Consider the following 21320-nt stretch of genomic DNA (forward strand, 5'->3'; position numbering starts at 1 on the left):
CGATGCTCCACCCAGCCCGCGATGTTGCGCTGCCGCGAGCGGGCCACCGCGAGCTCGCCGGGCTCGGTGCCGGCGGTGACGGTCGAACCGGCGGCGACGTAGCTGCCGTCGGCGATGTCGACCGGGGCCACCAGCACGGAGTCGCTGCCGATGAAGGAGTGCCGGCCGACCTTCGTGTGGTACTTGCCCAGGCCGTCGTAGTTGGCGACGATCGTGCCCGCGCCGACGTTGGCGCCCTCACCGATGGTCGCGTCGCCGACGTAGGACAGATGCGGCACCTTGGCGCCGGTGCCCACGGTGGATGCCTTGATCTCGACGAACGCCCCGGCCTTCGCCCGGGCCTCGAGCACCGCGCCGGGGCGCAGGTACGTGAACGGGCCGACGACGGCGTCCGGGCCGATCTCGGCTCCGCTGGCGTGCGAATGCACGACCGAGGCACCGCTGCCGACGATCGTGTCGTACAGCGTGGAGTCGGGGCCGACCTCGGCGCCGGCCGCGATGCGGGTGCTCCCGCGCAACTGCACCCCCGGGCGCAGGACGACATCACGATCGAGGGTGACCGTGACGTCGATCCAGGTCGACTCGGGGTCGATCATCGTGACCCCCTCGCGCATCCACCGGCGCAGCAGGCGGCGGTTCAACTCGCGCGTCATGGCCGCCAGCTGGACGCGGTCGTTGACGCCTTCGGTCTGCCACGGGTCGTCGGTGACGAACGCACCCGTGCGGCCGCCGTCGTCGCGGGCGAAGGCGAGCACATCGGTGAGATACAGCTCACCTTGCGAGTTGTCGGTCGTCAGCCGGCTCAGCCCGGACCTCAGCACGGCCGCGTCGAAGGCGTAGATGCCGGAGTTGATCTCCGTGATGGCGCGAACGTCGTCGGAGGCGTCCTTGTGCTCGACGATCGCGTGCACTTCGCCGTCGGCGCCGCGGACGATCCGCCCGTAACCGGTGGGGTCGGCGACCTTGGCGGTCAGCACGGTGACGGCGTTGCCCTGCGTGACGTGCGCGTCCATCAGCGCATGCAGCGTCTCGCCGGTCAGCAACGGGACGTCGCCATAGGTGACGACGACGACACCGTCGAGCTCGGGCAGCTGCTCCAGGGCCACCCCGACCGCGTGCCCGGTGCCGAGCTGTTCTTCCTGCACCACCGTGCTCGCCGCGGGCGCGACCTCGTCGAGGTGGGCCGCGACCAGGTCGCGTCCGTGCCCGATGACCACCGACAGATGGTCCGGCTTGAGCTCTTGGGCGGCCGCGACGGCATGGCCCACGAGGGACCGTCCGGCCAGTTCATGCAGAACCTTGGGGATGGAAGACCTCATCCGGGTGCCCTCGCCGGCGGCGAGGACAACGACGGCGGCCGGGCGCGTAGTCACGCGTTCGTGCTCCTCGGCTTCGGTGGCTGGACCGATCTCGACGATACCGTGCCCCGACACGGCCCACCAACGGCCGGTCGGCTGATCGCGTCGATGCCGAACTTGAGCTCCCGGGAGAGGATTCGAACCCCTACTAACTGGACCAAAACCAGCTGTGCTGCCATTACACAACCCGGGACGGAATCAAGGATTCTATTCTCTCATGATGCCCGCGCCAGCCGACGCTGGTTCACCCCGGCGATCAGGCCACGCCACAGCCCGGCCATCTGCCGGTAGGGCACTGACCCGCGGCGCACGCTGACACCCAAGCACCCTCGGTCCACGTAGAGGATGAACATGTCGGGATCGCTATTGGTGAACGTCAGCCTCTCCTCAGGATTCCACGGCTTCGACTTCGTCCCTTCGGCCCAGTACGCCACTGCACCAACCAGCAGAAGCTCTCGGTCCGAGATCGCGCCGACCCGCGCGGCTGCGCTCGCCGTCATGCGTTCACGCTCCGCAGCGCGCTTGGCGCGCTCTTCGCGCCAGTACGCCCGAACCGCCGCTGCGCGACGGTTCGCACCCTCCGGCCCCGGAGTCCAGGCCATGTCTTTGGTGATCAGCCAGACGGTGCTTTTCGCCAGCGCGAGCGCTGCCGCGATCTCGGGTACCGACCGCCCGGCGCGGCGCAGCGAGCGGGCGCGGTCTTTGACCTCGTCGGCGACCCGGGGCCTCGCGCGGCCGCGACCGTAGGCCCCGAGGATGCGGCTGATGGTGCTGGCCCCAATGCCCAGCTCGGCTTTGATCTGCACATATGTGGCACCCGAAGCGCGCATGGCGCGCACTCGCGCCACGAGCTCGGGATCGTCAGAAACGTGCCGTCCGCCCATTTGATCATTCTTCCGGGCGGCACCGACAGAGTTCGCCAGCCTTTGGACGAGTCGGACTATACGGGCTACGGCATCGTAGGTTACGGTGCCGTAAGGAAGGTACCCCTAATTGTTGGAGAGGCCATGGCTTCCACGGACACGCCGACGAGCGCTCGATCCTCGTCCGAGCTGGCCGATCGATCCTCGTCCACGCAGGGCGATCTCCCGCGCGGAACGCTCTCGGACGACACGCAGTCGCTCGGCGAGCGCATCACCATCGGCGTGTTCATCGCCGTCCCCTTCCTGGCGCTACTCGCCGCCATTCCGGTCGCCTGGATGGGTGGCTTTCTGACCTGGCTCGACGTCGTGCTGGCCGTGGTCTTCTACGCCATCTCCGGGCACGGTGTCACCGTCGGGTTCCACCGCCACTTCACGCACCGGGCCTTCAAGGCCAACCGCGGCGTGAAGATCGCGCTGGCCATCGCGGGCAGCATGGCCATCGAAGGCCCGGTCATCCGCTGGGTGGCCGACCACCGCCGCCACCACAAGTTCGCCGACAAGGACGGCGACCCGCACTCGCCGTGGCGCTACGGCGAGACCATCCCGGCGCTGCTCAAGGGGATGTTCTTCGCCCACATGGGCTGGATGTTCGACGTCGAGCAGACCGACCAGCGCAAGTTCGCACCCGACCTGATCAAGGACAACGACATCCGTCGGATCAGCCGGCTTTTCCCGCTGTGGGTGGCCGTCTCGCTGCTGGCTCCGGCGATCATCGGCGGGCTGGTGACGTGGTCGTGGATGGGTGCGGCGACGGCGTTCTTCTGGGCCACGCTCGTGCGCGTCGGGCTGCTGCACCACGTCACGTGGTCGATCAACTCGATCTGCCACGCCATCGGTGAGCGCCCGTTCGAGAGCCGCGACAAGTCCGGCAACGTCTGGTGGCTGGCCTTCCTGTCCATGGGTGAGTCGTGGCACAACCTGCACCACGCCGACCCGACGTGCGCACGCCACGGCGTGCTCAAGGGTCAGATCGACTCCTCCGCCCGCATCATCTGGGCGCTGGAGAAGCTCGGCTGGGCGTGGGACGTCCGCTGGCCCAGCCCCGAACGAATCGAGTCGAAACGAGTCGACGACTACGGCGGCGAATCCACGTTGATCGCACCGTAAGTACCCAATGTGGTCACCAAGTCGTCAACAACGTGCATGATGGGCGGGTGACCGACGTCGCCCCACGCCCCCGAGCCACGCCCGGCCGGGTCCGAATGACCGGTGCACAGCGTCGCGGCCAACTTCTCGACATCGGCCGCGCGCTGTTCGCCGAGCGCGGTTTCGACGGCACGTCGATCGAAGAGGTCGCGACCAGGGCGAACGTCTCCAAACCCGTGGTTTACGAGCACTTCGGCGGCAAGGAGAAGTTGTACGCCGTCGTCGTCGATCGCGAGATGGAAGAACTGCTCAACCGCATCACGACGGCGTTGGGGTCGGCGACCCATCCGCGGGTCGTGCTCGAGCGCGCCGCGCTGGCGCTGCTGGATTACATCGAGGCGTCCACCGACGGCTTCCGCATCCTGGTGCGCGACTCCCCGGTCGCGCACTCGACGGGCAGTTTCGCCAGCCTCATCTCCGACGCCGCCAGCCAGGTCGAGCACATCCTGGCTGCGGAGTTCAAGTCGCGGGGTTTCGCGCCGGAGCATGCGCCGATGTATGCCCAGATGCTGGTGGGCATGGTCGCGCTGACCGGGCAGTGGTGGCTCGACGTCCGCCATCCGGCCAAGGCCGAGGTCGCCGCGCACCTGGTGAACCTCGCCTGGAACGGCCTCGCGGGCCTCGAACACGCCCCCGAGCTCAGCAGCGACTGACTGCCGTCCAGCACGCATGGCTCAGTGAGCGCCGGAGCGCAGTGGCTCGCCGACCTCGTGCATGTGGCGCAAGGCGATCCGGTACGACTCCAGCAGGCTCGTCTCTTCGTAGGCCACGCCGAGCTCAGCGCAGTACTGCTTGACGATCGGCTTCGCCCGGCGCAGGTTCGGTGTCGGCATGCTGGGGAACAGATGGTGCTCGATCTGGTAGTTCAAGCCGCCGAGCGCGACATCCTTGACCACGCCGCCAGTGACGTTGCGTGAGGTCAGCACCTGTTTACGCAGGAAGTCCAGCTCGTCCTCGGCCGTGAGCGTCGGCATGCCCTTGTGATTCGGGGCGAACGTGCAGCCGAGGTAGACGCCGAAGACCGCCTGGTTGAGCAGGAGGAACGCGATCGCCTTGGCCGGCGGTAGCACCACGAACAACGCGCCGAGATAGCCGGCGAAGTGCACCAACAGCAGCGCCAGTTCCAGCCGTCGCCGCTTGGTAGCCGGGTTCAACGTGGCGCGCACGCTCGACACATGCAGGTTCAGGCCTTCCAGCGTGAGCAGTGGGAAGAACAGGAACGCCTGGCGGCGCCCGATGAGGCGGGCCAGCCCACGGGTCTGCCCGGCTTGTTCGGCCTGCCGCTCGGACCACACCAGGATGTCCGGTGCGACGTCGGGATCGAGATCCTCGTGGTTCGGATTGGCGTGATGACGGGTGTGCTTGTCCATCCACCAGCCGTAGGACATGCCGATGCCGAGATTGCCCGCGATACGACCGGCGATCTCGCTGGGCCGCCTGGTACGGAAGACCTGCCGGTGGGCCAGATCGTGCGCCACCAGGGCCACCTGCGCGAAGACGACCGCCAGGATCACGGCGACGACGAGCTGCCACCACGTGTCGCCCAGGACGGCGAAGACCGTCCAGGTGGCGGCGTAGGCGGCGACGATCGCGCCGATGCGCAGCGTGTAATAGCCGGGACGGCGGTCGAGCAACCCGGCGGCGTTGATACGGCGGGCCAGGGCGGCGAAGTCGCTTCCCGCCCGGTGCGAACCGGCGCGCGAGTCGGCGGTGGAGTTGTGAGTCGACATGCCCACGAGTCTTCGGCCTCACCACCGGGTGCAGCGATCCTGCCACCACCCGAGTCCGCACTGGGGCTGGCACCACTGCGCTCATGGCGGCCGGCGTGCTTCTACACCGGTTCGAGCAGCTCGATCCGGTTGCCGAACGGGTCGTGGATGTAGGCGCGGCGGTATCCAGGGAGCAGCAGGTCCGGTTCGGCGTCGACGCCGGCCGCGCGCAGGCGCGTACACACGGCGTCGAGGTCGCCTGCCGCCGCGACGACGAACGCGGGGTGCGCCTTGGTCGCCGGCCGGAACGGTTCTTCCACGCCGACGTGCAGTTCGGCGGTCCCCGACCGGAACCACGCACCGCCTCGTGCCGCCAGCGCGGCCGGCTTGGCGACCTCCGTCATGCCCAGCAGGCCGCTGTAGAAGGCGCGGACGAGGCGTTCGCTACCGGCCGGGCAGGCGATCTGGACGTGGTGCAGTCCGGCGATCATGCGTGTGCCTCCTTCTGGGCGACGGCGAACACTCGCCGGTACGGCAGCACCGTGCCGTGTGGCCCGGCAGGGTAGGCCGTGCGTAACGCGGCTCGGTATTCCTCCAGGAATTCGTCGGCGTCCGGGCCGCTCAGCTCGGCGAGCACCGGGCGCAGTGCCGTGCCTGACATCCACTCGAGTACGGCGTCGTCACCAGGCAGGACCTGCAGGTACGTCGTTTCCCACACGTCGGCAGCGAAGCCGAGACCGAGCAGCGCCTGGAGGTAGATGACCGGCTCATGGCTGCTCGGCCAGCTGACCTGCAGCCGCGACGTCCAGCGCGGCGATGCAGCCTGCTCACGCAGCAGGACGTGCGACGGTTCAGCAAAATTGGCCGGCACCTGGAACGCGAACCAGCCGCCGGGGGCGACGTGTCCGGCCAGATGCGGCAGCAGGTCGAGATGATCGGGTACCCACTGCAAGGTCGCGTTGCTGATGAGGACGTCCACGGGTTGCGCCGGTGCCCAGTCGCGTAGGTCTGCGAGGACGAACTCGGCGCGGCCGCCCGGTGCTGCCTTGATCATCTCGGCCGAGGAGTCCACCCCGACGACTCGGGCGTCGGGCCACCGAGCCGCGAGCTCCAGTGTCAGCGTGCCGGGACCACAGCCGAGGTCGACGACGTCAGCGGGATCGACCGCCGGCACTCGCGCCATCAGGTCGTGGAACGGACGAGCCCGTTCGGTCGCGAAGGTCAGGTACTTCTCCGGGCTCCACATCAAGGCTGCTCCTGTCGGTTCGAGTGCCGGCGGCTCGCACGTTATCTTGACTTCAAGATACTTGTCTACCACGTACAGTGACGTCATGAGCCACGACGAGGTCGACCGGCTAATCGAAGCGTGGCGGCGCGAACGACCCGATCTCGACGTCGCTCCCATGGAAGTCCTCTCGCGCGTGAGTCGCCTCGCGCGCCACCTCGACCGCGCTCGGCGTGCCGCCTTCGCCGCGCACGACCTCGAGCCATGGGAATTCGACGTCTTGGCCGCGCTGCGCCGCGCCGGGGCGCCATACGAGCTCTCGCCCGGTGTGCTGCTCGAGCAGACGATGGTGACCAGCGGAACCATGACCGCTCGGGTCGACAAGCTGACCGCGCGCGGACTGGTCAGCCGCCGGCGGTCCGACGACGACCGCCGGGCCGTGCGGGTGCGCCTCACCGAACTCGGCCGCAAAGCCGTCGACGCCGCACTCGAAGGCCTGCTCACCTACGAGCGGAATCTGCTCGCCGACCTCGACGATCCCGACCGCGAGGTGCTCGCCGGGCTGCTGCGTACTCTCGTTCTGCCGTTCGACGACGCGCCTGACTGATTCCGTCGCGTGACTAGCTACGATGAGCGGCGATGATGCGCCTCGCATCGGGATCTGGCCACGGCCGCCGGGCTTGGGTTCTGCCGGCGGTCGCGCTGGCATTCCTGGGCTGGAACGCGATGCCCGCGACCGAGCCCCCGTCACCGGCCGGTCGCGAACCCACGGCGACACCCACCGTGCTGGACGTGCCACCGGACTCCCCCGTCGAGCGGATCGTCGGCGGCGAGGCCATGGCCACGATCGGCGCTCCGGTGGTCGACGACGCCGCCCCGCGGCCACCGGCCGTGGACGCGCGGTCCTGGGTCGTCGCCGAGGTCGACAGCGGCGACGTCCTGGCCGCGCTGAGTCCGCACCAGCGGCAGGCCCCGGCCAGCACCATCAAACTGCTCACCGCCGTCGCCACGATCCCCGAGCTGGATCCCGACGACTCCTACGTCGTCACCGACGCCGACGCCTCCGTCGATGGCAGCCGCGTCGGGCTCATGCCTGACCAGGAGTACAGCGTCGACCAGTTGCTGCACGGCCTGATGCTCGCCTCCGGCAACGATGCCGCGCACGCCGTCGCGGAAGCCGCCGGCGGGCAGAAGTCAACCATCGAGCTGATGAACGCCGAGGCGCAACGGCTCGGCGCCTTCGACACCCATGCCGAGACCCCACACGGCCTCGACGCTCCAGGCCAACTCAGCTCGGCGTACGACCTCGCCTTGATCGGCCGCGCGGCCCTGCACGACGAAGATATCGCCCGGCTCGCCGCGACCCGCACCTACGACTTCCCCGGCCAAGGTGGCGAGACGTTCCAGATTCAGAACCAGAACCGCCTGCTCGACACCTACCCGGGCGCCGTCGGCCTCAAGACGGGCTATACGACGTTGGCCGCGCACACGTTCGTCGGCGCGGCCGAACGCGATGGCCGCACCCTGATCGCCGTCGTACTCGGCGCCGAAGGGCGAGCGGAGCCCGGCGCCGCTGCCCTGTTCGACTGGGCGTTCAACGCCCCGGACATCACCCCCGTCGGCCACCTGGTCACCGCCGAGGAAGTCGACGCGATGATCAGAGAAGCCGAGCAGGACGGCGACGTCCTCGGCCGCAATCCCTTCGACGACTACGGCGAGGCCCTCCGCACGCCCGGCGGCAACTCCGACGGCGTGCCGCAGGTGGTCTGGGTCAGCCTCGTCGCGGCCGCTGTCCTCGGTGGTGCCGGGTTCGCCGTACGCCGGCTGTCGCCTCGCCGCCCCGGCGGCCGATACGCCCCCCGCCGCTGATCGGGGGCCCAGGGTCAGTGTCGCGAGTGTTGCCTCGGGCAGTCGTGAAGCGGTCGTGAAGATCGTCGTGCGTGCAGCAGCCGATCCCGGGCGGTCGTGAAGATCGTCGTGCGACCAACAACCGATCTCGGGCAGTCGTGAAGATCGTCGTGCAGAAAAACGCGCACTATGGCGGCAATTTCCACCACGACGATCTTCACGACCAGGACCGGCCATCACGACCAGGACCGGCCATCACGACCAGGACCGACCTTCACGACCAGGTCCGACCTTCACGGAGCTCACGACCGGCGCCGGCCGCAACGACCCACCGAGACCGATCCTTTACGGGCGAGGTCCGCGCGCCGCGACGACGCTTCGGGCGACGCGGCCGGCGAGAATTGCCAGCCCGGCACCGGCGATGCCGAGCAGGGTTCCGGCCGCCACCCGGACGGCCACCGGCTGTCGTGCTGACGGCTCCGCCGTGGTCACCGTGCCTTCAGCGCCTGGGCCACGGGCACCGTCGCCAACACCACCACCCGCACCACCGGCACGACCAGCACCCGCATTACCACCGCCACTGCCGACGCGCTCGATGTTCCCCGCCGCCCACGTCCGCCGACGTCCGGTGGCCGCGCCTTCGGCCGCGGCGACCCGGTCGGAGTGTGTTCCGAATTCCCGGTCCTCGGCCTCGAGTTGATCGATCGCGCTCTCGACCGTGAGCGCCGCCAAGACCATCAACAGCCGCGTGACGAGGTAGATCCACGCCATCATCGCCAGCGGGGTGGCGAAGGCCGCGTAGGCGCTGTTCGACGCCGGGCCGACCACGTAGGACACGAGGAATGTCTTCAGCACCTCGAAAACGACCGCACCGAACAGCGCCGTCAGCAACAGGTTGCGCGGCGGCACGATGATCCGGGGCAGCCCGGCCAGGAGGTACGAGAACAGCATCGTGTTGACGCCGATGGACAAGACCCAGCTGATCGCCTCGATCGCCCCGGCCCCGGCGGCGCCGTCGAAGCCCATCGAGTCCAGCAGCCACCGCGCGGCGTGCCGCAGCACCACACTGGTGCCCCACGAGATCGCCAACAACAGCCCGAGCCCACCGAGCGCTACCAGGTCGAAGAACTTCCGCGTGACGATGTTGCCCGGCTTGTCCTCCATGCGCCACATCGACCGCACCGCCGCACGGATCGAGTCGACCCAGCGCAGCCCGATGTACACGAGGGTGATGCCACCGATGACGCCCAGCGCGCCGGAGTTCTCGTAGAAGCTCGCGACGTCGATGCCGGTCCCCGATCGGCTGCCGAAACCAGGCAGATTCTCGTCCACGAGGTCCTGCACGGTCTGAATCCCGGACGTCCCCGCGATCGAACTGGCGAACACCGCCGAGAGCAGCACGAGCGGAAACAACGACAGGAAACCGTAGAAGCTGGCGGCCCCGGCGAGCCGGTCGCCGCGCAGGTCTCCGTAGCGTTGCCACGCACGCACCGGCAGTGTCGGTTGTAGTCGCTCCCACCATTCCATCAGCCGCTGCCAGCGGCGACGGAACCAGGTGATCACGTCATCACACCCGCGTCACTGCCGGTGAGCGCGAAATCACGTTCTCGGCGCCAGTAGCCGTCCGCGCCGTGCTCGTACAGGCTGAACGCTGAGACGTCGAAGCCGGCGTCGTAACCGGCGAGTGTGTCGAAGGCGTTGTCCATGGCTTCCTCCGACACGTGGTGCGCCACGGTCACATGCGGGTGATACGGGAACGACAGGTCGACCTTGAGCGGTCCGGTCCGGATCGCCAGCGACAGCCGCTCGCAGGCGGAGATCCCCTGCGCCAGCGCGACGAAGACCACCGGCGAGACGGGCAGGAAGGTCGCGGTGCCGCGCAGGTGCACCCGGAACGTGCCGAACGTCGCGGCCACCTTGTCCAGGTGGTCGTACACCGCGGGCATGTCGTCGTCGGTGACCTCGGTAGGCGGCAACAAGGTGATGTGCGCCGGAATGAGATCGGCCATCGGGTCACCGAACGAGCGTCGCCAGTCCTGCAGTTCGCTGCCGTAAGGCTCCGGAATCGGTACAGCCAGGCCGATGGTCCGACTGCCGGGTTTGGGCATCGCGGTCACCGCGCGGGAAGGAATCCGACGCGGCTGTAGACGGTCTCGAGCGTCGGCCCGGCTACCGCGCGGGCCTTGGCAGCACCCTGGGCGAGCACCGCGTCGAGTTCGGCTGGGTCGTCGAGCAGTTCGCGCACGCGCCGCTGGAACGGCAGCACGGAATCGAGAACCGCAGTGGCAACCTCCTTCTTCAAGTCACCGTAGCCGCGCCCAGCGAAGTCCTGCTCGATCTGGCTGACCGACCGGCCGCTGAACGCGGACAGGATGGTGATCAGGTTCGTCACACCCGGCTTGTTCTCGGGATCGACGATCACTTCACGCCCGGTGTCGGTGACAGCGCTCTTGATGCGCTTCTCGATGACCTTCGGCTCGTCGAGCAATTCGATGAGCCCGGACCCGGGGACGCTCTTGCTCATCTTCGCCGCGGGGTCCTGCAAGTCGAAGATCTTCGCCGTCGCCTCGGGAATGAAGGGTTTCGGGAGCACGAACGTGTCGCCGAACCGGGAGTTGAACCGGCCGGCCAAGTTGCGGGTCAGCTCGATGTGCTGGCGCTGGTCTTCGCCGACGGGCACCTGGTCGGCCTGGTAGAGCAGGATGTCGGCGGCTTGCAGCACCGGGTAGGTGAACAGCCCCACGGTGGTGCTGTCGGAGCCTTGCCGCGCGGATTTGTCCTTGAACTGCGTCATCCGGCTCGCTTCACCGAATCCGGTGATGCAGCTGAGCACCCAGGCCAGCTGCGCATGCTCGGGGACGTGGCTCTGCACGAACAACGTGCTGCGGTCAGGGTCGACGCCGCCGGCGAGGTACTGCGCAGCGGTCACGCGAGTGCGCTGGACCAGTTGCTCGGGGTCGTGGCCGGACGTGATGGCGTGCAGGTCGACGACGCAGTAGTACGCGTCGTGGTCGTCCTGCAGCCGGACCCACTGCCGCAATGCGCCCAGATAGTTACCGAGGTGCAACGACGCGTTGGTCGGTTGCATGCCGGAGAGCACACGTGGGCGGTGACGGGTCATGGCGCCCATTCTGACAGCCTTCCTTCCTCCTTGCGCGGAGATCATCTCATCGCGCACCGACACTGCAGCGGTTTCGTCTCCATCGGCCGCCGTGGGCGGACAGCACCAGGAAAGCACGAAGCAAGCGGCCACCTTCATGCTGCCACCACAGACACCGATTCACCGAGGAGAACGAAACCCATGGCGAATTACATACCGCGACCCGCACGTCGTCGGGCGAACATGCGCCGGCTGGTCCGGGCCGCTGCCGCGATAGTTGCCGCCACCGGCCTCATGCTGACCGCCACCCCGGCCGGGATGGCAGCCAGCGGCCTGAAGCCCGGTGATTCTCTCGGATGCTGGCAGTACCCGCACCCGGACGGTGGGCAGAAGGTTGCCTGGACGTCCGGCGGCGACGTGCGATTCTACGAGCGCGGCGAGTACCTCACTGTGACCGACACCAAGTCGAACGGATGGCGCGTCGTGGCACTGTTCAGCTGGTGCGAAGGCCCGCTGCTCGGCCAGGGAACCTTCCACTGGTCGCCGACGACGTCGGACGGCTGGCAGCACCGCGACAGCGGCCCCAACCAGGGTTCACGCGACCAGAAGACGTACAACTACGACTTCGAAGAGGGCCGCCGCATCATCTTCCGCGCGTGCGAGAAGAAGATGTCCACCGGGCAACTGCGCAACTGCTCCAACACCGTCGAGGCGTGGGCCTGACGCCCTGACGCGGCCTGCGCCGCACACCGGTCGCCGGCCGTGCCCGCTGCTCACCCCGCGGGCGCGGCCGGTTCACCACCTCGTTCGCTCGGCCCCAGCGGCCGCACCCGGACCCGGGCCGCCCGTCGGCCCTCGACCGCCATCACCTCGAGGCGGATGCCGTTGTAGTCCACCGTGTCGCCGACCACCGGTAGCCGGCCCAGCTCGGCGACGACGAACCCGGCCGCGGTCTCGTACGGCCCTTCGGGCAGCGCCACCCCGACCTGATCGGCGAAGTCCTCGATGTTCGTCAACCCGTCGACGTCCACCACACCGTCGATGGCCGCCGACGCGTCGCGCTCCTCGGTGTCGTACTCGTCCCGGATGTCGCCGACGAGCTCTTCGACCAGATCCTCGAGCGTGACGATCCCGGCCGTACCGCCGTACTCGTCGACCACGACCGACAGGTGCGAGCTTTCCCGGCGCATCTCCGACATCGCCGGCAGCACCTTCTTCGTGCCGGGCAGGACCAGGACGTCGCGGGCCAGGTCGCCGACACGGATGCTCCGGCCGGACATCTCCGGGTCGAACAGATCGCGGACGTGGACGAAGCCGACGACGTCGTCGGCGGAGGACCCGACCACCGGATAGCGCGAATGCGGCATGCTCGAGGCGAGTTTGACCGCCTTGAACACCGGCAGGTCGGCGTCGAGGAAGTCGACCTCCGTCCGGGGGCGCATGACCTCACGAATCTGCCGGTCGCCGACGGAGAAGACGTCCTCGACGATCCGGCGCTCTTCCTCACCGAGGCTTTCATGGCCCGAGACCAGCTCACGCAGCTCCTGCTCGCTCATCTCCTCGCGCTTGGCCGAAGGGTCGCCACCGAGTAGCCGGACGACGACGTCGGTCGACTTCGACAGCAGCCAGATGGCCGGGCGCATGAGCGTCGCGAACCGATCGAGCGGCGGGGCGACCAGTAGCGAGACACCGGCTGCCCGCTGCAACGCGATGCGCTTCGGGACGAGTTCACCGAGCACCAACGACAGATACGCGATGAACAACGTCATGCCGATGAACGCGACCGAGCTGGCCGCTCCTGGCGGCAGACCGGCATTTTCGAGCAACGGCGCCAGATCCGGGGCGAGCGTCGAGGCACCGTAGGCGGCGGAGAAGAACCCGGCCACCGTCACCCCGATCTGCACGGCGGACAAGAAGCGGTTCGGGTTCTGGGCCAGGCCGGCGACGCGCTCGCCGCGTTTGCCTTGCTGCGCCAACTGGGCGAGTTGGCTGTCGCGCAGCGAGACCAAAGCGATCTCCGTCGCCGCGAACAACCCACCGAGCAGGACGAACAGCAAGACCAGCCCGAAATTGAGAGCAGTGCCCTGATTCATAGCCGCTCCGAAAGGCGGGGGCGTGAGGCGTGAATATCGCCCATCGACAGCATCCTAGCTTCGGGTGGCCTGTCATGTTCCCAGCTGCGATCACTACGATTCGGCTATGGCCGAGGTCATCGTGCGCGACGGCAGTTGGACGTTCGACGGTGAGCTGGTGCGCATCGTTCCAGGCGGCGATCGCAAGGTCCACACGTTGCGACGGGCTCTGGGCGAGCGCGTGGTCCCGTTGACGGCGATCTCCGGCATCACCTACGAGCCGGGGCGTAAGGCCGGCCGCCTGCGTCTGCGGCTGCGCGACGGGGCGGACCCGTTCCTCCAGGTGACCAGTGGAAAGTTGACCGACGACGCCGACCCGTACCGGCTCGCCGTCGACAAGGACTCCGCGGGCGCCGCCGAGTACTTCGCCGACGAGGTCCGTACGGCGCTCAGCATCGAGCAGGTACCACCAGGCGCGTGTGACCAGTACGTTCTCGATGATCCTGGGGTGCCGCTGACCGCCACGGCAGGCGACGGCACGGTGACCTTCGACGGCCGGATGATCAACATCGAATGGACCGAGTGGGCTGAATCGGTCAAGAAGTCCAGCGGCACCCGCCAGATCCCGCTCCAGGACGTGACCGCGGTGGAATGGGTGCCGATCGTCGGCTTCACCAACGGCTTCCTGCGCTTCCGGGTCGCAGGCGCGTCCGCCCTGCTCCCGAAGCACGACCCGAACTGCATCACCTGGGGGATGCGACGTGAGGGCGGCACCGTCTCGCTGGTCGCCGCCGCCGTGGTGGCGCGGTTGCCACATCCGTCGGCTGTCGGCGACGGAGCCCCTTCGGCGAGCCCGCCCGTCCGCCTCGGCCCCGACGACGGGCAAGGCACCGGTCCCGGGAGCAACGCCGACGGCCACGACACGATCCTGCGTCGGCTGCGCGAGCTGGGTGACTTGCACCGCGACGGGATCCTCACCGACGACGAGTTCGCGGACGCCAAGCAGGCGCTGCTCCGCCAGCTATGACTCGGCGGCCTCAGCACCGACACCGCAGAAGGACGGTCTTCACATGACGCACGCCGAACGCGCAGGACAGCCGGCCGGCCCCGACGACCTGGTCGACGTCGCAAGGCTGGTCACGGCGTATTACACGACGCATCCGGATCCGTCGGAGGTCGGCCAGCGAGTGGCCTTCGGCACGTCCGGACATCGCGGCTCGTCGTTCGCCGCGGCGTTCAACGACGACCACATCGCGGCGACGTCGCAGGCCATCTGCGACCATCGCGCCGCTCAGGGCATCGACGGTCCGCTCTTCCTCGGGAAGGACACGCACGCGCTGTCCGAGCCGGCTTGGGCCACCGCCGTGGAGGTCTTCGCGGCGAACGGCGTGACGCTGCTGGTCGACAGCCGCCAGCGCTACACCCCGACGCCGGCGCTGTCGCACGCGATCCTGCGCCACAACGCCGATTCGCCGGCCCACGTCGCCGACGGCGTCGTCGTCACCCCGTCGCACAATCCGCCGTCCGACGGCGGCTTCAAGTACAACCCGCCGGACGGCGGGCCGGCGGGCTCGCAGATCACCGCCGCGGTCCAGGACGCGGCCAACCGCTACCTCGAAGCCGGCCTCGACGGCGTCCGCCGCATTCCGCTGGCGCGCGCGTTGGCCGCCGACACGACGTCGGAGTACGACTTCCTCGGCAGCTACGTCGACGACCTGCCCGCCGTGGTCGACCTCGACGCCATCCGGGCGGCGGGCGTCCGGATCGGCGCGGACCCGCTGGGCGGAGCCTCGGTCGACTACTGGGCCGCCATCGCCGACCGACACCGGCTCGACCTCACCGTCGTGAATCCGCTGGTGGATCCGACGTGGCGGTTCATGACGCTGGACTGGGACGGCAAGATCCGGATGGACTGCTCGTCGCCGTCGGCGATGGCCTCGCTGATCGAGCGGATGCGCGGTGACGCTGCCGGCGCAGCCGCCTTCGACGTCGCCACCGGTAACGACGCCGACGCCGACCGGCACGGCATCGTCACCCCCGACGGCGGGCTGATGAACCCGAACCATTACCTCGCCGTCGCCATCGACTACCTGTTCTCGCACCGTGACGCTTGGCCCCGCGAGGCGGCAGTGGGCAAGACGCTGGTCAGCTCGTCGATGATCGATCGGGTGGCGGCTGCGCTGGATCGCCGGCTGGTCGAGGTGCCGGTCGGGTTCAAGTGGTTCGTGCCGGGGCTGCTGGACGCCTCGGTCGCCTTCGGCGGCGAGGAGTCCGCCGGCGCGTCGTTCCTGCGCCGTGACGGGCGGGTCTGGACCACCGACAAGGACGGCATCATCGCGTGCTTGCTCGCCGCCGAGATCATCGCCGTCACGGGGTCGTCGCCGAGCGCCCGGTACCGCGAGCTGACCGAGCGGTTCGGTGCGCCCGCGTATGCCCGCGTCGACGCGCCGGCCACCCGGGAGCAGAAGGCAGCGCTGGGGGCGCTGACTCCCGACCAGGTCACGGCCACCGAATTGGCCGGCGAGCCCATCACGGCACGGCTGACCCGGGCGCCGGGCAACGATGCCGCGCTGGGCGGGCTCAAGGTCGTGACAGAGTCCGGCTGGTTCGCCGCGCGGCCCTCGGGCACCGAGGACGTCTACAAGATCTACGCCGAAAGCTTCCGCGGGGCCGATCACCTGGCCCAGATCCAGGACGAGGCCCGCGCCGTCGTCGACAGCGTCGTGTCCCCCGCGTGACTCCTCCCCAAATGATCATGTTCACTTGGTGATTCCCAAGACCACCACCCGTGCAAGCATGGTGCTGCAGCAGTTCGCCTAGGGGTGTCCCCGGCCCCCGGTCCGCCGGTGTCCCCGGTCCGCCGGTGTCGCCGGCCCCGGTGTCCCCGGCCCCGCTCCGGAGCGGCCCCGCGGTCCGCAGCGCCGCTCCGGTGTGCCCGATCCCCGGTGTGCCCTACACGGCGGGCGCAATCCCCGCTGGTGCGCCCCTCGCCACGAGACACCACTAGGCGTTATGGCGCATCACCAGGCATGCACGGGTGGTGGAGTTGGCAATTGCCTACTGAACATGATCATTCACAAGCCGCGGGCGGCGCGGGTCGCCGCTCGCCGGCTGGCGTCGATCTCTTCGGCCGGGATCGCTGCAGCGGGACGGGTGAGGATGTCGCGGACCGTCGCTGCCGGGATCTTCGGCTCACGGTACTCGGTGAGCAGGCCGTTGCGCTCCTGCTCGGTGTCGGTGAGCTGCGTGTAGCAGAAGCCTGCCAGCTCCGGGTTGTCCAGCACCGCGTCGACGAGCTCACGCAGTTGATCGGCGAGGCCCTCGGGAGATTCGACCGTGGAGTAGCCGTGCCACTTCTCCCCCACGTCGGGGGTGTAGCTCAAGCCGCCGAACTCGGTGAGCATGACCGGCTGCCCCCGGTAGACCGGATCGGACAACAGGACCTGCCGACGGGCCGGGCGCTGGTCCCGCAGCACCCGGGCGACCTGCTCGGGCCCGTCGTAGCGCTCGCGGATCGAGTCGCCCCGGCCGGCGTAGTCGTGCACGCCCCAGATGTCGCTCTCGGTGTGCTCCCATCCGTCGTTGGAGATCACCGGCCGGGAACCGTCCAGCGCCTTGGTCAGGTGGTACAGAGCGGTCGCGTAGTGCTGCTGCTCGGCGACCTCGGCGATGTGCCAGATGCCCCAGCTCTCGTTGAACGGCACCCACGTGACCACGCACGGGTGGCTGCGATCCCGGCGCACGACGTCGAGCCATTCGCGGGTCAGCCGTGACACCGCCCGCGGGGCGAACTCGTACGCACTGGGCATCTCGTCCCACACCAGCAGGCCCAGGCGGTCGCACCAGGCGAGAAACCGCGGGTCCTCCACCTTCTGGTGCACCCGCACGCCGTTGAATCCGAGCTCCTTGACCAGCTCGGCCTCCCGGCGCAGCGCCTCGGCGCTGGGCGCGGCCAGATGTGACTGCGGCCAGTAGCCCTGTTCCAGGGCAAGGCGCAGGAAGTACGACTGGCCGTTCAGGAGGAACCGTCCGGCCTGCACGCCCACGCTGCGCAGGCCGAAATAGGACCGGACGGAGTCGATCACGCCTCCGTCGTCGTCGACCAGTTCGAGCTCGGCGTCGATGAGGTTCGGCTGTTCCGGCGACCACAACAAGCGGCCCGCATGCTGGCCGTGCCGGGCGGCGGGGATCGCGATCTGCACGTTCAGTTCGGCCCGGGTAGCCCGCACGGTCTGTTCGGCCAGGAGTTCGTCGCCGAACGTCAACCGCACGCGCAGTCGGCACGGATGCTCCGGCAGCCGCGACAGCGACGCTTCCAGGCTCACCTGGCTGCCCGGCAGATCCGGCGTCCACTGCACTTCGGTGAGATGCACGGCTGGAACCACCTCGGCCCAGACCGGTTGCCAGATCCCGGTGGTGCGGTGGTACCAGATGGCGTGCGGCTCATCCAGCCAGTCCTGCTTCCCCCGCGGCTGGCTGACGTCGTCGGCGTGGTCCTCGGCGCGGACGACGACGACCTGGTCGCCGGTGTCGGTCAGCGCCTCGGTGACGTCGAAGGTGAAGGGGGTGTGCCCACCTTCGTGCCCGCCGACGTACACGCCGTTCACCCAGACGTCGGCGACGTAATCCACGGCGCCGAAGTGCAGCAGCACCCGCTCGTCCGAAGCCGGCCGCGCCAAGGCGACGATCCTGCGGTACCAGACCACCGGGTGCGGCGCGGGGTCGTGCACACCGGACAGCTTCGACTCCGGCGGGAACGGCACCATGATCGTCCGGTCGAACGGCTCGGCTCGATCGAACCATCGCTGCGCTCGGCCCACGTCGGCGTCGTCGTAGCCGAAGCCCCACTCGCCGGTGAGGTCCTGCCACTGGTGCCGGACCAACTGCGGCCGGGGGTATGCGTCGTCGATCACGTGCGTCCTTCCATCGGCGCCTCTACTACGAAGTACACATCGTAGTAAACGACCCGGCGGCCGGATATCGTTGATCTACAGCAAGCTCCGAGAGGTGTGATGAATCGTCCACGGATGGTCGACGTCGCCAGATTGGCCGGCGTGTCGCAGAAGACCGTCTCCAACGTCGTCAACGACTACGAGCACGTCTCACCGCAGGTACGCGCCAAGGTGCAGGCCGCGATCGACGAACTCGGCTTCGTCCCGAACACCACGGCCCGGACTCTTCGCACCGGGCGAACCGGCATCATCGCGCTCGCGGTCCCGAACTTGTCGACGCCGTACTTCGCCGAGCTCGCGCAGTACGTCACCGAAGCCGCGGAGAAGCGCGGATTCACCGTCCTCATCGACCAGACCGACGGCCTCGAAGAGCGTGAACGCCGGATCGCCGAGGGCCGGCGCCGCCAGGTCATCGACGGGCTCATCTTCAGTCCGCTCGCCATGAGCCCCGCCGACATCGCCGCCGTCGCCGGCAGTACGCCGACCCTGCTGCTGGGCGAGAAGGAGTTGCCCGCCTCGGTCGACCACGTCGTCATCGACAACGTCCGGGCCGCCCGCGAAGCCACCGAACACCTGCTGCACCTGGGCCGGCGCCGCATCGCTGCCGTCGGCGCGTCGCGGGGGCGGGCCCCTGGCACCGGTTCGCTACGCGTCCAGGGCTACCGCGACGCGCTCACCGCCGCCGGGCTCGCCGACGCCGCAGTCACCGTCCCCACGTCGCGGTTGCAGCGCCAGTCCGGCGTCGAGGCGGTCGAGACGCTGTTCGACGACCACCCGGCGCCGGACGCGTTGTTCTGCTTCAACGACCTGGTCGCCCTCGGCGCCCTGCATGCGCTGCGACTACGTGGCATCCGGGTGCCCGACGACGTCGCGGTGGTCGGCTTCGACGACATCGAGGAGGCGAGCTACTCGAACCCGACGCTGACCACCGTCCGCCCGGACAAGCAGGGCATCGCCACGACCGCCGTCGACGTCCTGGTCGGCCGGCTGAACGGGTCGCTACAGGACGAGCCGTACGAACGCGTCCTCGGTCACGAGTTGGTGGTGCGGGAGTCCACCGGTGGGCACGCGCCGATGCCTAACGTGAGTCCTTCGTGATGCTCCATCCGCCGTCGACGTACAGCTCCACTCCGGTGATGTACGACGCCTCGGCCGAGCACAGGAACGCCACCGCGGCGGCGACCTCCTCCGGCGAGCCCATCCGCTGCAGTGCGGTGGCTTGACCGGCGTTCGATCGCTCCGCCTCGTCGATGTCCGACCATGCCGCAGTGAGGATCGGACCGGGCAACACGGCGTTCACCCGCACCGCCGGGCCGTACTCGACGGCCAGCTGACGCACGAGGGCACAGATACCGCCCTTCGACGCCGCGTAGGCGGGGTGCCCGGGCAGCCCGAATCGAGCGTGCACGCTGGAGGTGGCGACCAGAGCGCCGCGTTGCTCCCGCAAGTCGTCGACGAAGGTACGGGCGGCGAGGTACAAGCCGTCCAGATTGACGGCGATCTCGGTGCTCCACTGCTCCGGCGTCAGCTCGTGAGCGGCTCCGGGGCGATGGATGTAGGCGTTGGAGTGGACCACGCCGACCGGCCCGAAGTGTTCATGCGCCGCCTTGCGCACGCCGGCCCAATCCGCCTCGCTGGCGACATCGCCATGGACGAACCGCGCCTGCCCGCCGCTGGACCGGATCTCGTCCGCGACCTGCCCGGCGACGTCGTCCAGGACGTCGACGAGCAGCACCGCCGCACCCTCGGCCGCGAGCCTGCGGGCGCTGGCCGCCCCGATCCCGCGAGCCGCGCCGGTCACGACCGCGACCGTCCCTTCGAACCGACTCATGCTCTGGCCTCCTCGCACGATGCTGTGTTCATTAAATATGATTTCAGGCCTCAGCTCGCTCCGCCAGTCCGCACGGTTCCGCTCGACACGATGGATGATGCGCACGTAAAGTAACAGATACGAACAACACCGAACGTCGAACTGACACACCGGCACCCACCGCGGAACAGGAGGCGACACTCGTTGCTCGCTGCGCAGCGTCGAGGTCACATCCTCGACGAGGTACGCCGCCGCGGCTCCGCGCGGGTCAGCGAGCTGGCCGCCCAGTTCGGCGTCTCGGAGATGACCATCCGGCGCGACCTCGACACCCTCGTCGCACGCGGGGCGTTGGACAAGGTCCACGGCGGCGCGACGTCCCGGCGTACCGCCAGCACCGACGAGCCCGGCTTCGAGTCCAAGTGGCTACGCCAGCAGGCCGAGAAGGACGCCATCGCGCGCGCTGCGGCCGATCTCGTCCCGCCTGGCTCGGCCATCGGAGTCTCGGCCGGAACGACCACCTGGACGCTGGCCCAGCACCTCCGCCGCATCCCCGACCTCACCGTGGTCACCAACTCCATGCGGGTCGCCGACGCACTGCGACCCGACGACGGCGTCGAGCGCAGCGTCGTGCTCACCGGCGGCGTCCGTACGCCCTCCGACGCGCTGGTCGGCCCGGTCGCTGTCTCGTCACTGCGTCAGCTCCACCTCGACCTGGTCTTCCTCGGTGTGCACGGCATCGACGTCACCGCAGGGTTCACCACGCCGAACATGCTCGAAGCCGACACCAACCGCGCCCTCGTCGCCGCGGGGCGGCGGCTGGTCGTGCTGGCCGATCACACCAAGTGGGACACCGTCGGCCTCAGCACCATCGCCGGCCTCGACGAAGCCGACATCGTCATCAGCGACGACGGTCTGCCGCCCGACGCCCGCGACCTCCTGACCGAGTACGTCGGCCGCCTCATCCTCGTAGCTGCCACCATGTCCAACGACGCTGTGCCCAACGAAGCTGTGCCCAACGAAACCTCCCCCACCTCCACGGCCGGTGCCACCTGATGAAAAAGACCACTGCCCGCTTGGCCGACGGCCGCGAGATCATCTATTTCGACACCGGCGATGCCGAGCGAGCGCACCATCCCGACCAGCGCGACCTCCCGCCGGTGAGTACGTCGTCGCAGCT

20 protein-coding genes and 1 tRNA gene are annotated in these 21320 nt (G+C 68.9%); 9 read left to right on the forward strand and 12 right to left on the reverse strand.

Going from position 1 to position 21320, the window contains the following annotated elements:
- The 3 genes from glmU to M6444_RS20000 form a co-directional block, all read right to left on the reverse strand.
- Positions 1–1319, reverse strand: a 1319-nt coding sequence (glmU, locus tag M6444_RS19990) for a bifunctional UDP-N-acetylglucosamine diphosphorylase/glucosamine-1-phosphate N-acetyltransferase GlmU (RefSeq protein WP_363326440.1), incomplete at its 3' end; no start/stop codon positions are given.
- Positions 1320–1480: 161 nt separating this feature from the next.
- A tRNA-Gln gene (locus M6444_RS19995) sits at positions 1481–1551 on the reverse strand.
- Positions 1552–1573: 22 nt separating this feature from the next.
- Positions 1574–2242: a hypothetical protein gene (locus M6444_RS20000; protein ID WP_298331455.1), complete on the reverse strand. Its 669-nt coding sequence runs from the start codon at positions 2240–2242 to the stop codon at positions 1574–1576.
- Between the two features lie 123 nt (positions 2243–2365).
- Between M6444_RS20000 and M6444_RS20005 the strand changes: the two genes are divergently transcribed.
- Both M6444_RS20005 and M6444_RS20010 read left to right on the forward strand, forming a co-directional pair.
- Entirely contained in the window at positions 2366–3388 is a 1023-nt protein-coding gene (locus M6444_RS20005) for a fatty acid desaturase (RefSeq protein WP_298331457.1), read from the forward strand.
- A gap of 95 nt (positions 3389–3483) precedes the next feature.
- Positions 3484–4080 (forward strand): TetR/AcrR family transcriptional regulator, encoded by a 597-nt coding sequence (locus M6444_RS20010; RefSeq protein ID WP_363326441.1) that lies wholly within the window; start codon positions 3484–3486, stop codon positions 4078–4080.
- A 21-nt stretch (positions 4081–4101) separates the two neighbouring features.
- Here M6444_RS20010 and M6444_RS20015 read toward each other — a convergent pair whose 3' ends face one another.
- The 3 genes from M6444_RS20015 to M6444_RS20025 form a co-directional block, all read right to left on the reverse strand.
- Positions 4102–5157: an acyl-CoA desaturase gene (locus tag M6444_RS20015; RefSeq protein ID WP_298331461.1), complete on the reverse strand. Its 1056-nt coding sequence runs from the start codon at positions 5155–5157 to the stop codon at positions 4102–4104.
- Positions 5158–5258: 101 nt separating this feature from the next.
- Complete coding sequence (locus M6444_RS20020) at positions 5259–5627, reverse strand: VOC family protein (protein WP_298331463.1); 369 nt, start codon at positions 5625–5627, stop codon at positions 5259–5261.
- Positions 5624–6382: a trans-aconitate 2-methyltransferase gene (locus M6444_RS20025; RefSeq protein ID WP_298331492.1), complete on the reverse strand. Its 759-nt coding sequence runs from the start codon at positions 6380–6382 to the stop codon at positions 5624–5626. The genes M6444_RS20020 and M6444_RS20025 overlap by 4 nt, the downstream gene beginning before the upstream one ends.
- Positions 6383–6467: 85 nt before the next feature.
- Here M6444_RS20025 and M6444_RS20030 point away from each other — a divergent pair, with 85 nt between their 5' ends.
- Both M6444_RS20030 and M6444_RS20035 read left to right on the forward strand, forming a co-directional pair.
- Positions 6468–6968, forward strand: a complete 501-nt coding sequence (locus M6444_RS20030) for a MarR family transcriptional regulator (RefSeq protein WP_298331465.1) — start codon at positions 6468–6470, stop codon at positions 6966–6968.
- Positions 6969–7000: 32 nt separating this feature from the next.
- The gene (locus M6444_RS20035; protein ID WP_298331467.1) at positions 7001–8230 is read left to right on the forward strand and encodes a D-alanyl-D-alanine carboxypeptidase family protein; all 1230 of its coding nucleotides are present in this window, start codon (positions 7001–7003) and stop codon (positions 8228–8230) included.
- 324 nt (positions 8231–8554) lie between these two features.
- On the opposite strand, the gene M6444_RS20040 is transcribed toward M6444_RS20035, so the two are convergent.
- Genes M6444_RS20040 through trpS form a run of 3 tightly spaced genes read right to left on the reverse strand, consistent with a single transcriptional unit; the run spans position 8555 to position 11330 of the window.
- Positions 8555–9772: a YihY/virulence factor BrkB family protein gene (locus M6444_RS20040; protein WP_298331469.1), complete on the reverse strand. Its 1218-nt coding sequence runs from the start codon at positions 9770–9772 to the stop codon at positions 8555–8557.
- Entirely contained in the window at positions 9769–10317 is a 549-nt protein-coding gene (locus tag M6444_RS20045; protein WP_298331471.1) for a 2'-5' RNA ligase family protein, read from the reverse strand. The genes M6444_RS20040 and M6444_RS20045 overlap by 4 nt, the downstream gene beginning before the upstream one ends.
- Before the next feature lie 5 nt (positions 10318–10322).
- Positions 10323–11330, reverse strand: coding sequence for a tryptophan--tRNA ligase (trpS, locus tag M6444_RS20050; RefSeq protein WP_298331473.1), 1008 nt, complete (start codon positions 11328–11330; stop codon positions 10323–10325).
- Between the two features lie 180 nt (positions 11331–11510).
- Here trpS and M6444_RS20055 point away from each other — a divergent pair, with 180 nt between their 5' ends.
- Positions 11511–12032, forward strand: a complete 522-nt coding sequence (locus M6444_RS20055; RefSeq protein WP_298331475.1) for a hypothetical protein — start codon at positions 11511–11513, stop codon at positions 12030–12032.
- 50 nt (positions 12033–12082) lie between these two features.
- Here M6444_RS20055 and M6444_RS20060 read toward each other — a convergent pair whose 3' ends face one another.
- Complete coding sequence (locus tag M6444_RS20060; RefSeq protein WP_298331477.1) at positions 12083–13402, reverse strand: hemolysin family protein; 1320 nt, start codon at positions 13400–13402, stop codon at positions 12083–12085.
- Positions 13403–13508: 106 nt separating this feature from the next.
- Between M6444_RS20060 and M6444_RS20065 the strand changes: the two genes are divergently transcribed.
- Both M6444_RS20065 and pgm read left to right on the forward strand, forming a co-directional pair.
- On the forward strand, positions 13509–14408 hold the full coding sequence (locus M6444_RS20065) for a DUF4429 domain-containing protein (RefSeq protein WP_298331480.1): 900 nt from the start codon (positions 13509–13511) through the stop codon (positions 14406–14408).
- A gap of 43 nt (positions 14409–14451) precedes the next feature.
- Positions 14452–16119: a phosphoglucomutase (alpha-D-glucose-1,6-bisphosphate-dependent) gene (gene pgm / locus M6444_RS20070; protein ID WP_298331482.1), complete on the forward strand. Its 1668-nt coding sequence runs from the start codon at positions 14452–14454 to the stop codon at positions 16117–16119.
- A 336-nt stretch (positions 16120–16455) separates the two neighbouring features.
- Here pgm and M6444_RS20075 read toward each other — a convergent pair whose 3' ends face one another.
- Complete coding sequence (locus tag M6444_RS20075; RefSeq protein ID WP_298331484.1) at positions 16456–18294, reverse strand: sugar-binding domain-containing protein; 1839 nt, start codon at positions 18292–18294, stop codon at positions 16456–16458.
- A 99-nt stretch (positions 18295–18393) separates the two neighbouring features.
- On the opposite strand from M6444_RS20075, the gene M6444_RS20080 reads away from it, so the two are divergent.
- Positions 18394–19431: a LacI family DNA-binding transcriptional regulator gene (locus tag M6444_RS20080; RefSeq protein ID WP_298331486.1), complete on the forward strand. Its 1038-nt coding sequence runs from the start codon at positions 18394–18396 to the stop codon at positions 19429–19431.
- On the opposite strand, the gene M6444_RS20085 is transcribed toward M6444_RS20080, so the two are convergent.
- Complete coding sequence (locus M6444_RS20085; RefSeq protein ID WP_298331488.1) at positions 19412–20164, reverse strand: SDR family NAD(P)-dependent oxidoreductase; 753 nt, start codon at positions 20162–20164, stop codon at positions 19412–19414. The genes M6444_RS20080 and M6444_RS20085 overlap by 20 nt on opposite strands.
- Before the next feature lie 183 nt (positions 20165–20347).
- Between M6444_RS20085 and M6444_RS20090 the strand changes: the two genes are divergently transcribed.
- Positions 20348–21196 carry a DeoR/GlpR family DNA-binding transcription regulator gene (locus M6444_RS20090; protein ID WP_298331490.1) on the forward strand — a complete coding sequence of 283 codons (849 nt, stop codon included), beginning with the start codon at positions 20348–20350 and terminating at the stop codon, positions 21194–21196.
- Positions 21197–21320 lie beyond the last annotated feature (124 nt).

Origin of the sequence: Haloactinopolyspora sp. (assembly GCF_027324685.1) — a bacterium.
In the GTDB taxonomy this organism is placed as follows: domain Bacteria; phylum Actinomycetota; class Actinomycetes; order Jiangellales; family Jiangellaceae; genus Haloactinopolyspora.

Excerpts from the sequence above, each read along its gene's own strand:
- M6444_RS20000 (WP_298331455.1), bottom strand. The coding sequence starts at position 2,242 with ATGGGCGGACGGCACGTTTCTGACGATCCCGAGCTCGTGGCGCGAGTG.
- M6444_RS20005 (WP_298331457.1), top strand. The coding sequence starts at position 2,366 with ATGGCTTCCACGGACACGCCGACGAGCGCTCGATCCTCGTCCGAGCTG.
- M6444_RS20010 (WP_363326441.1), top strand. The coding sequence starts at position 3,484 with ATGACCGGTGCACAGCGTCGCGGCCAACTTCTCGACATCGGCCGCGCG.
- M6444_RS20015 (WP_298331461.1), bottom strand. The coding sequence starts at position 5,157 with ATGTCGACTCACAACTCCACCGCCGACTCGCGCGCCGGTTCGCACCGG.
- M6444_RS20020 (WP_298331463.1), bottom strand. The coding sequence starts at position 5,627 with ATGATCGCCGGACTGCACCACGTCCAGATCGCCTGCCCGGCCGGTAGC.
- M6444_RS20025 (WP_298331492.1), bottom strand. The coding sequence starts at position 6,382 with ATGTGGAGCCCGGAGAAGTACCTGACCTTCGCGACCGAACGGGCTCGT.
- M6444_RS20030 (WP_298331465.1), top strand. The coding sequence starts at position 6,468 with ATGAGCCACGACGAGGTCGACCGGCTAATCGAAGCGTGGCGGCGCGAA.
- M6444_RS20035 (WP_298331467.1), top strand. The coding sequence starts at position 7,001 with ATGATGCGCCTCGCATCGGGATCTGGCCACGGCCGCCGGGCTTGGGTT.
- M6444_RS20045 (WP_298331471.1), bottom strand. The coding sequence starts at position 10,317 with ATGCCCAAACCCGGCAGTCGGACCATCGGCCTGGCTGTACCGATTCCG.
- trpS (WP_298331473.1), bottom strand. The coding sequence starts at position 11,330 with ATGACCCGTCACCGCCCACGTGTGCTCTCCGGCATGCAACCGACCAAC.
- M6444_RS20055 (WP_298331475.1), top strand. The coding sequence starts at position 11,511 with ATGGCGAATTACATACCGCGACCCGCACGTCGTCGGGCGAACATGCGC.
- M6444_RS20060 (WP_298331477.1), bottom strand. The coding sequence starts at position 13,402 with ATGAATCAGGGCACTGCTCTCAATTTCGGGCTGGTCTTGCTGTTCGTC.
- M6444_RS20065 (WP_298331480.1), top strand. The coding sequence starts at position 13,509 with ATGGCCGAGGTCATCGTGCGCGACGGCAGTTGGACGTTCGACGGTGAG.
- pgm (WP_298331482.1), top strand. The coding sequence starts at position 14,452 with ATGACGCACGCCGAACGCGCAGGACAGCCGGCCGGCCCCGACGACCTG.
- M6444_RS20080 (WP_298331486.1), top strand. The coding sequence starts at position 18,394 with ATGAATCGTCCACGGATGGTCGACGTCGCCAGATTGGCCGGCGTGTCG.
- M6444_RS20085 (WP_298331488.1), bottom strand. The coding sequence starts at position 20,164 with ATGAGTCGGTTCGAAGGGACGGTCGCGGTCGTGACCGGCGCGGCTCGC.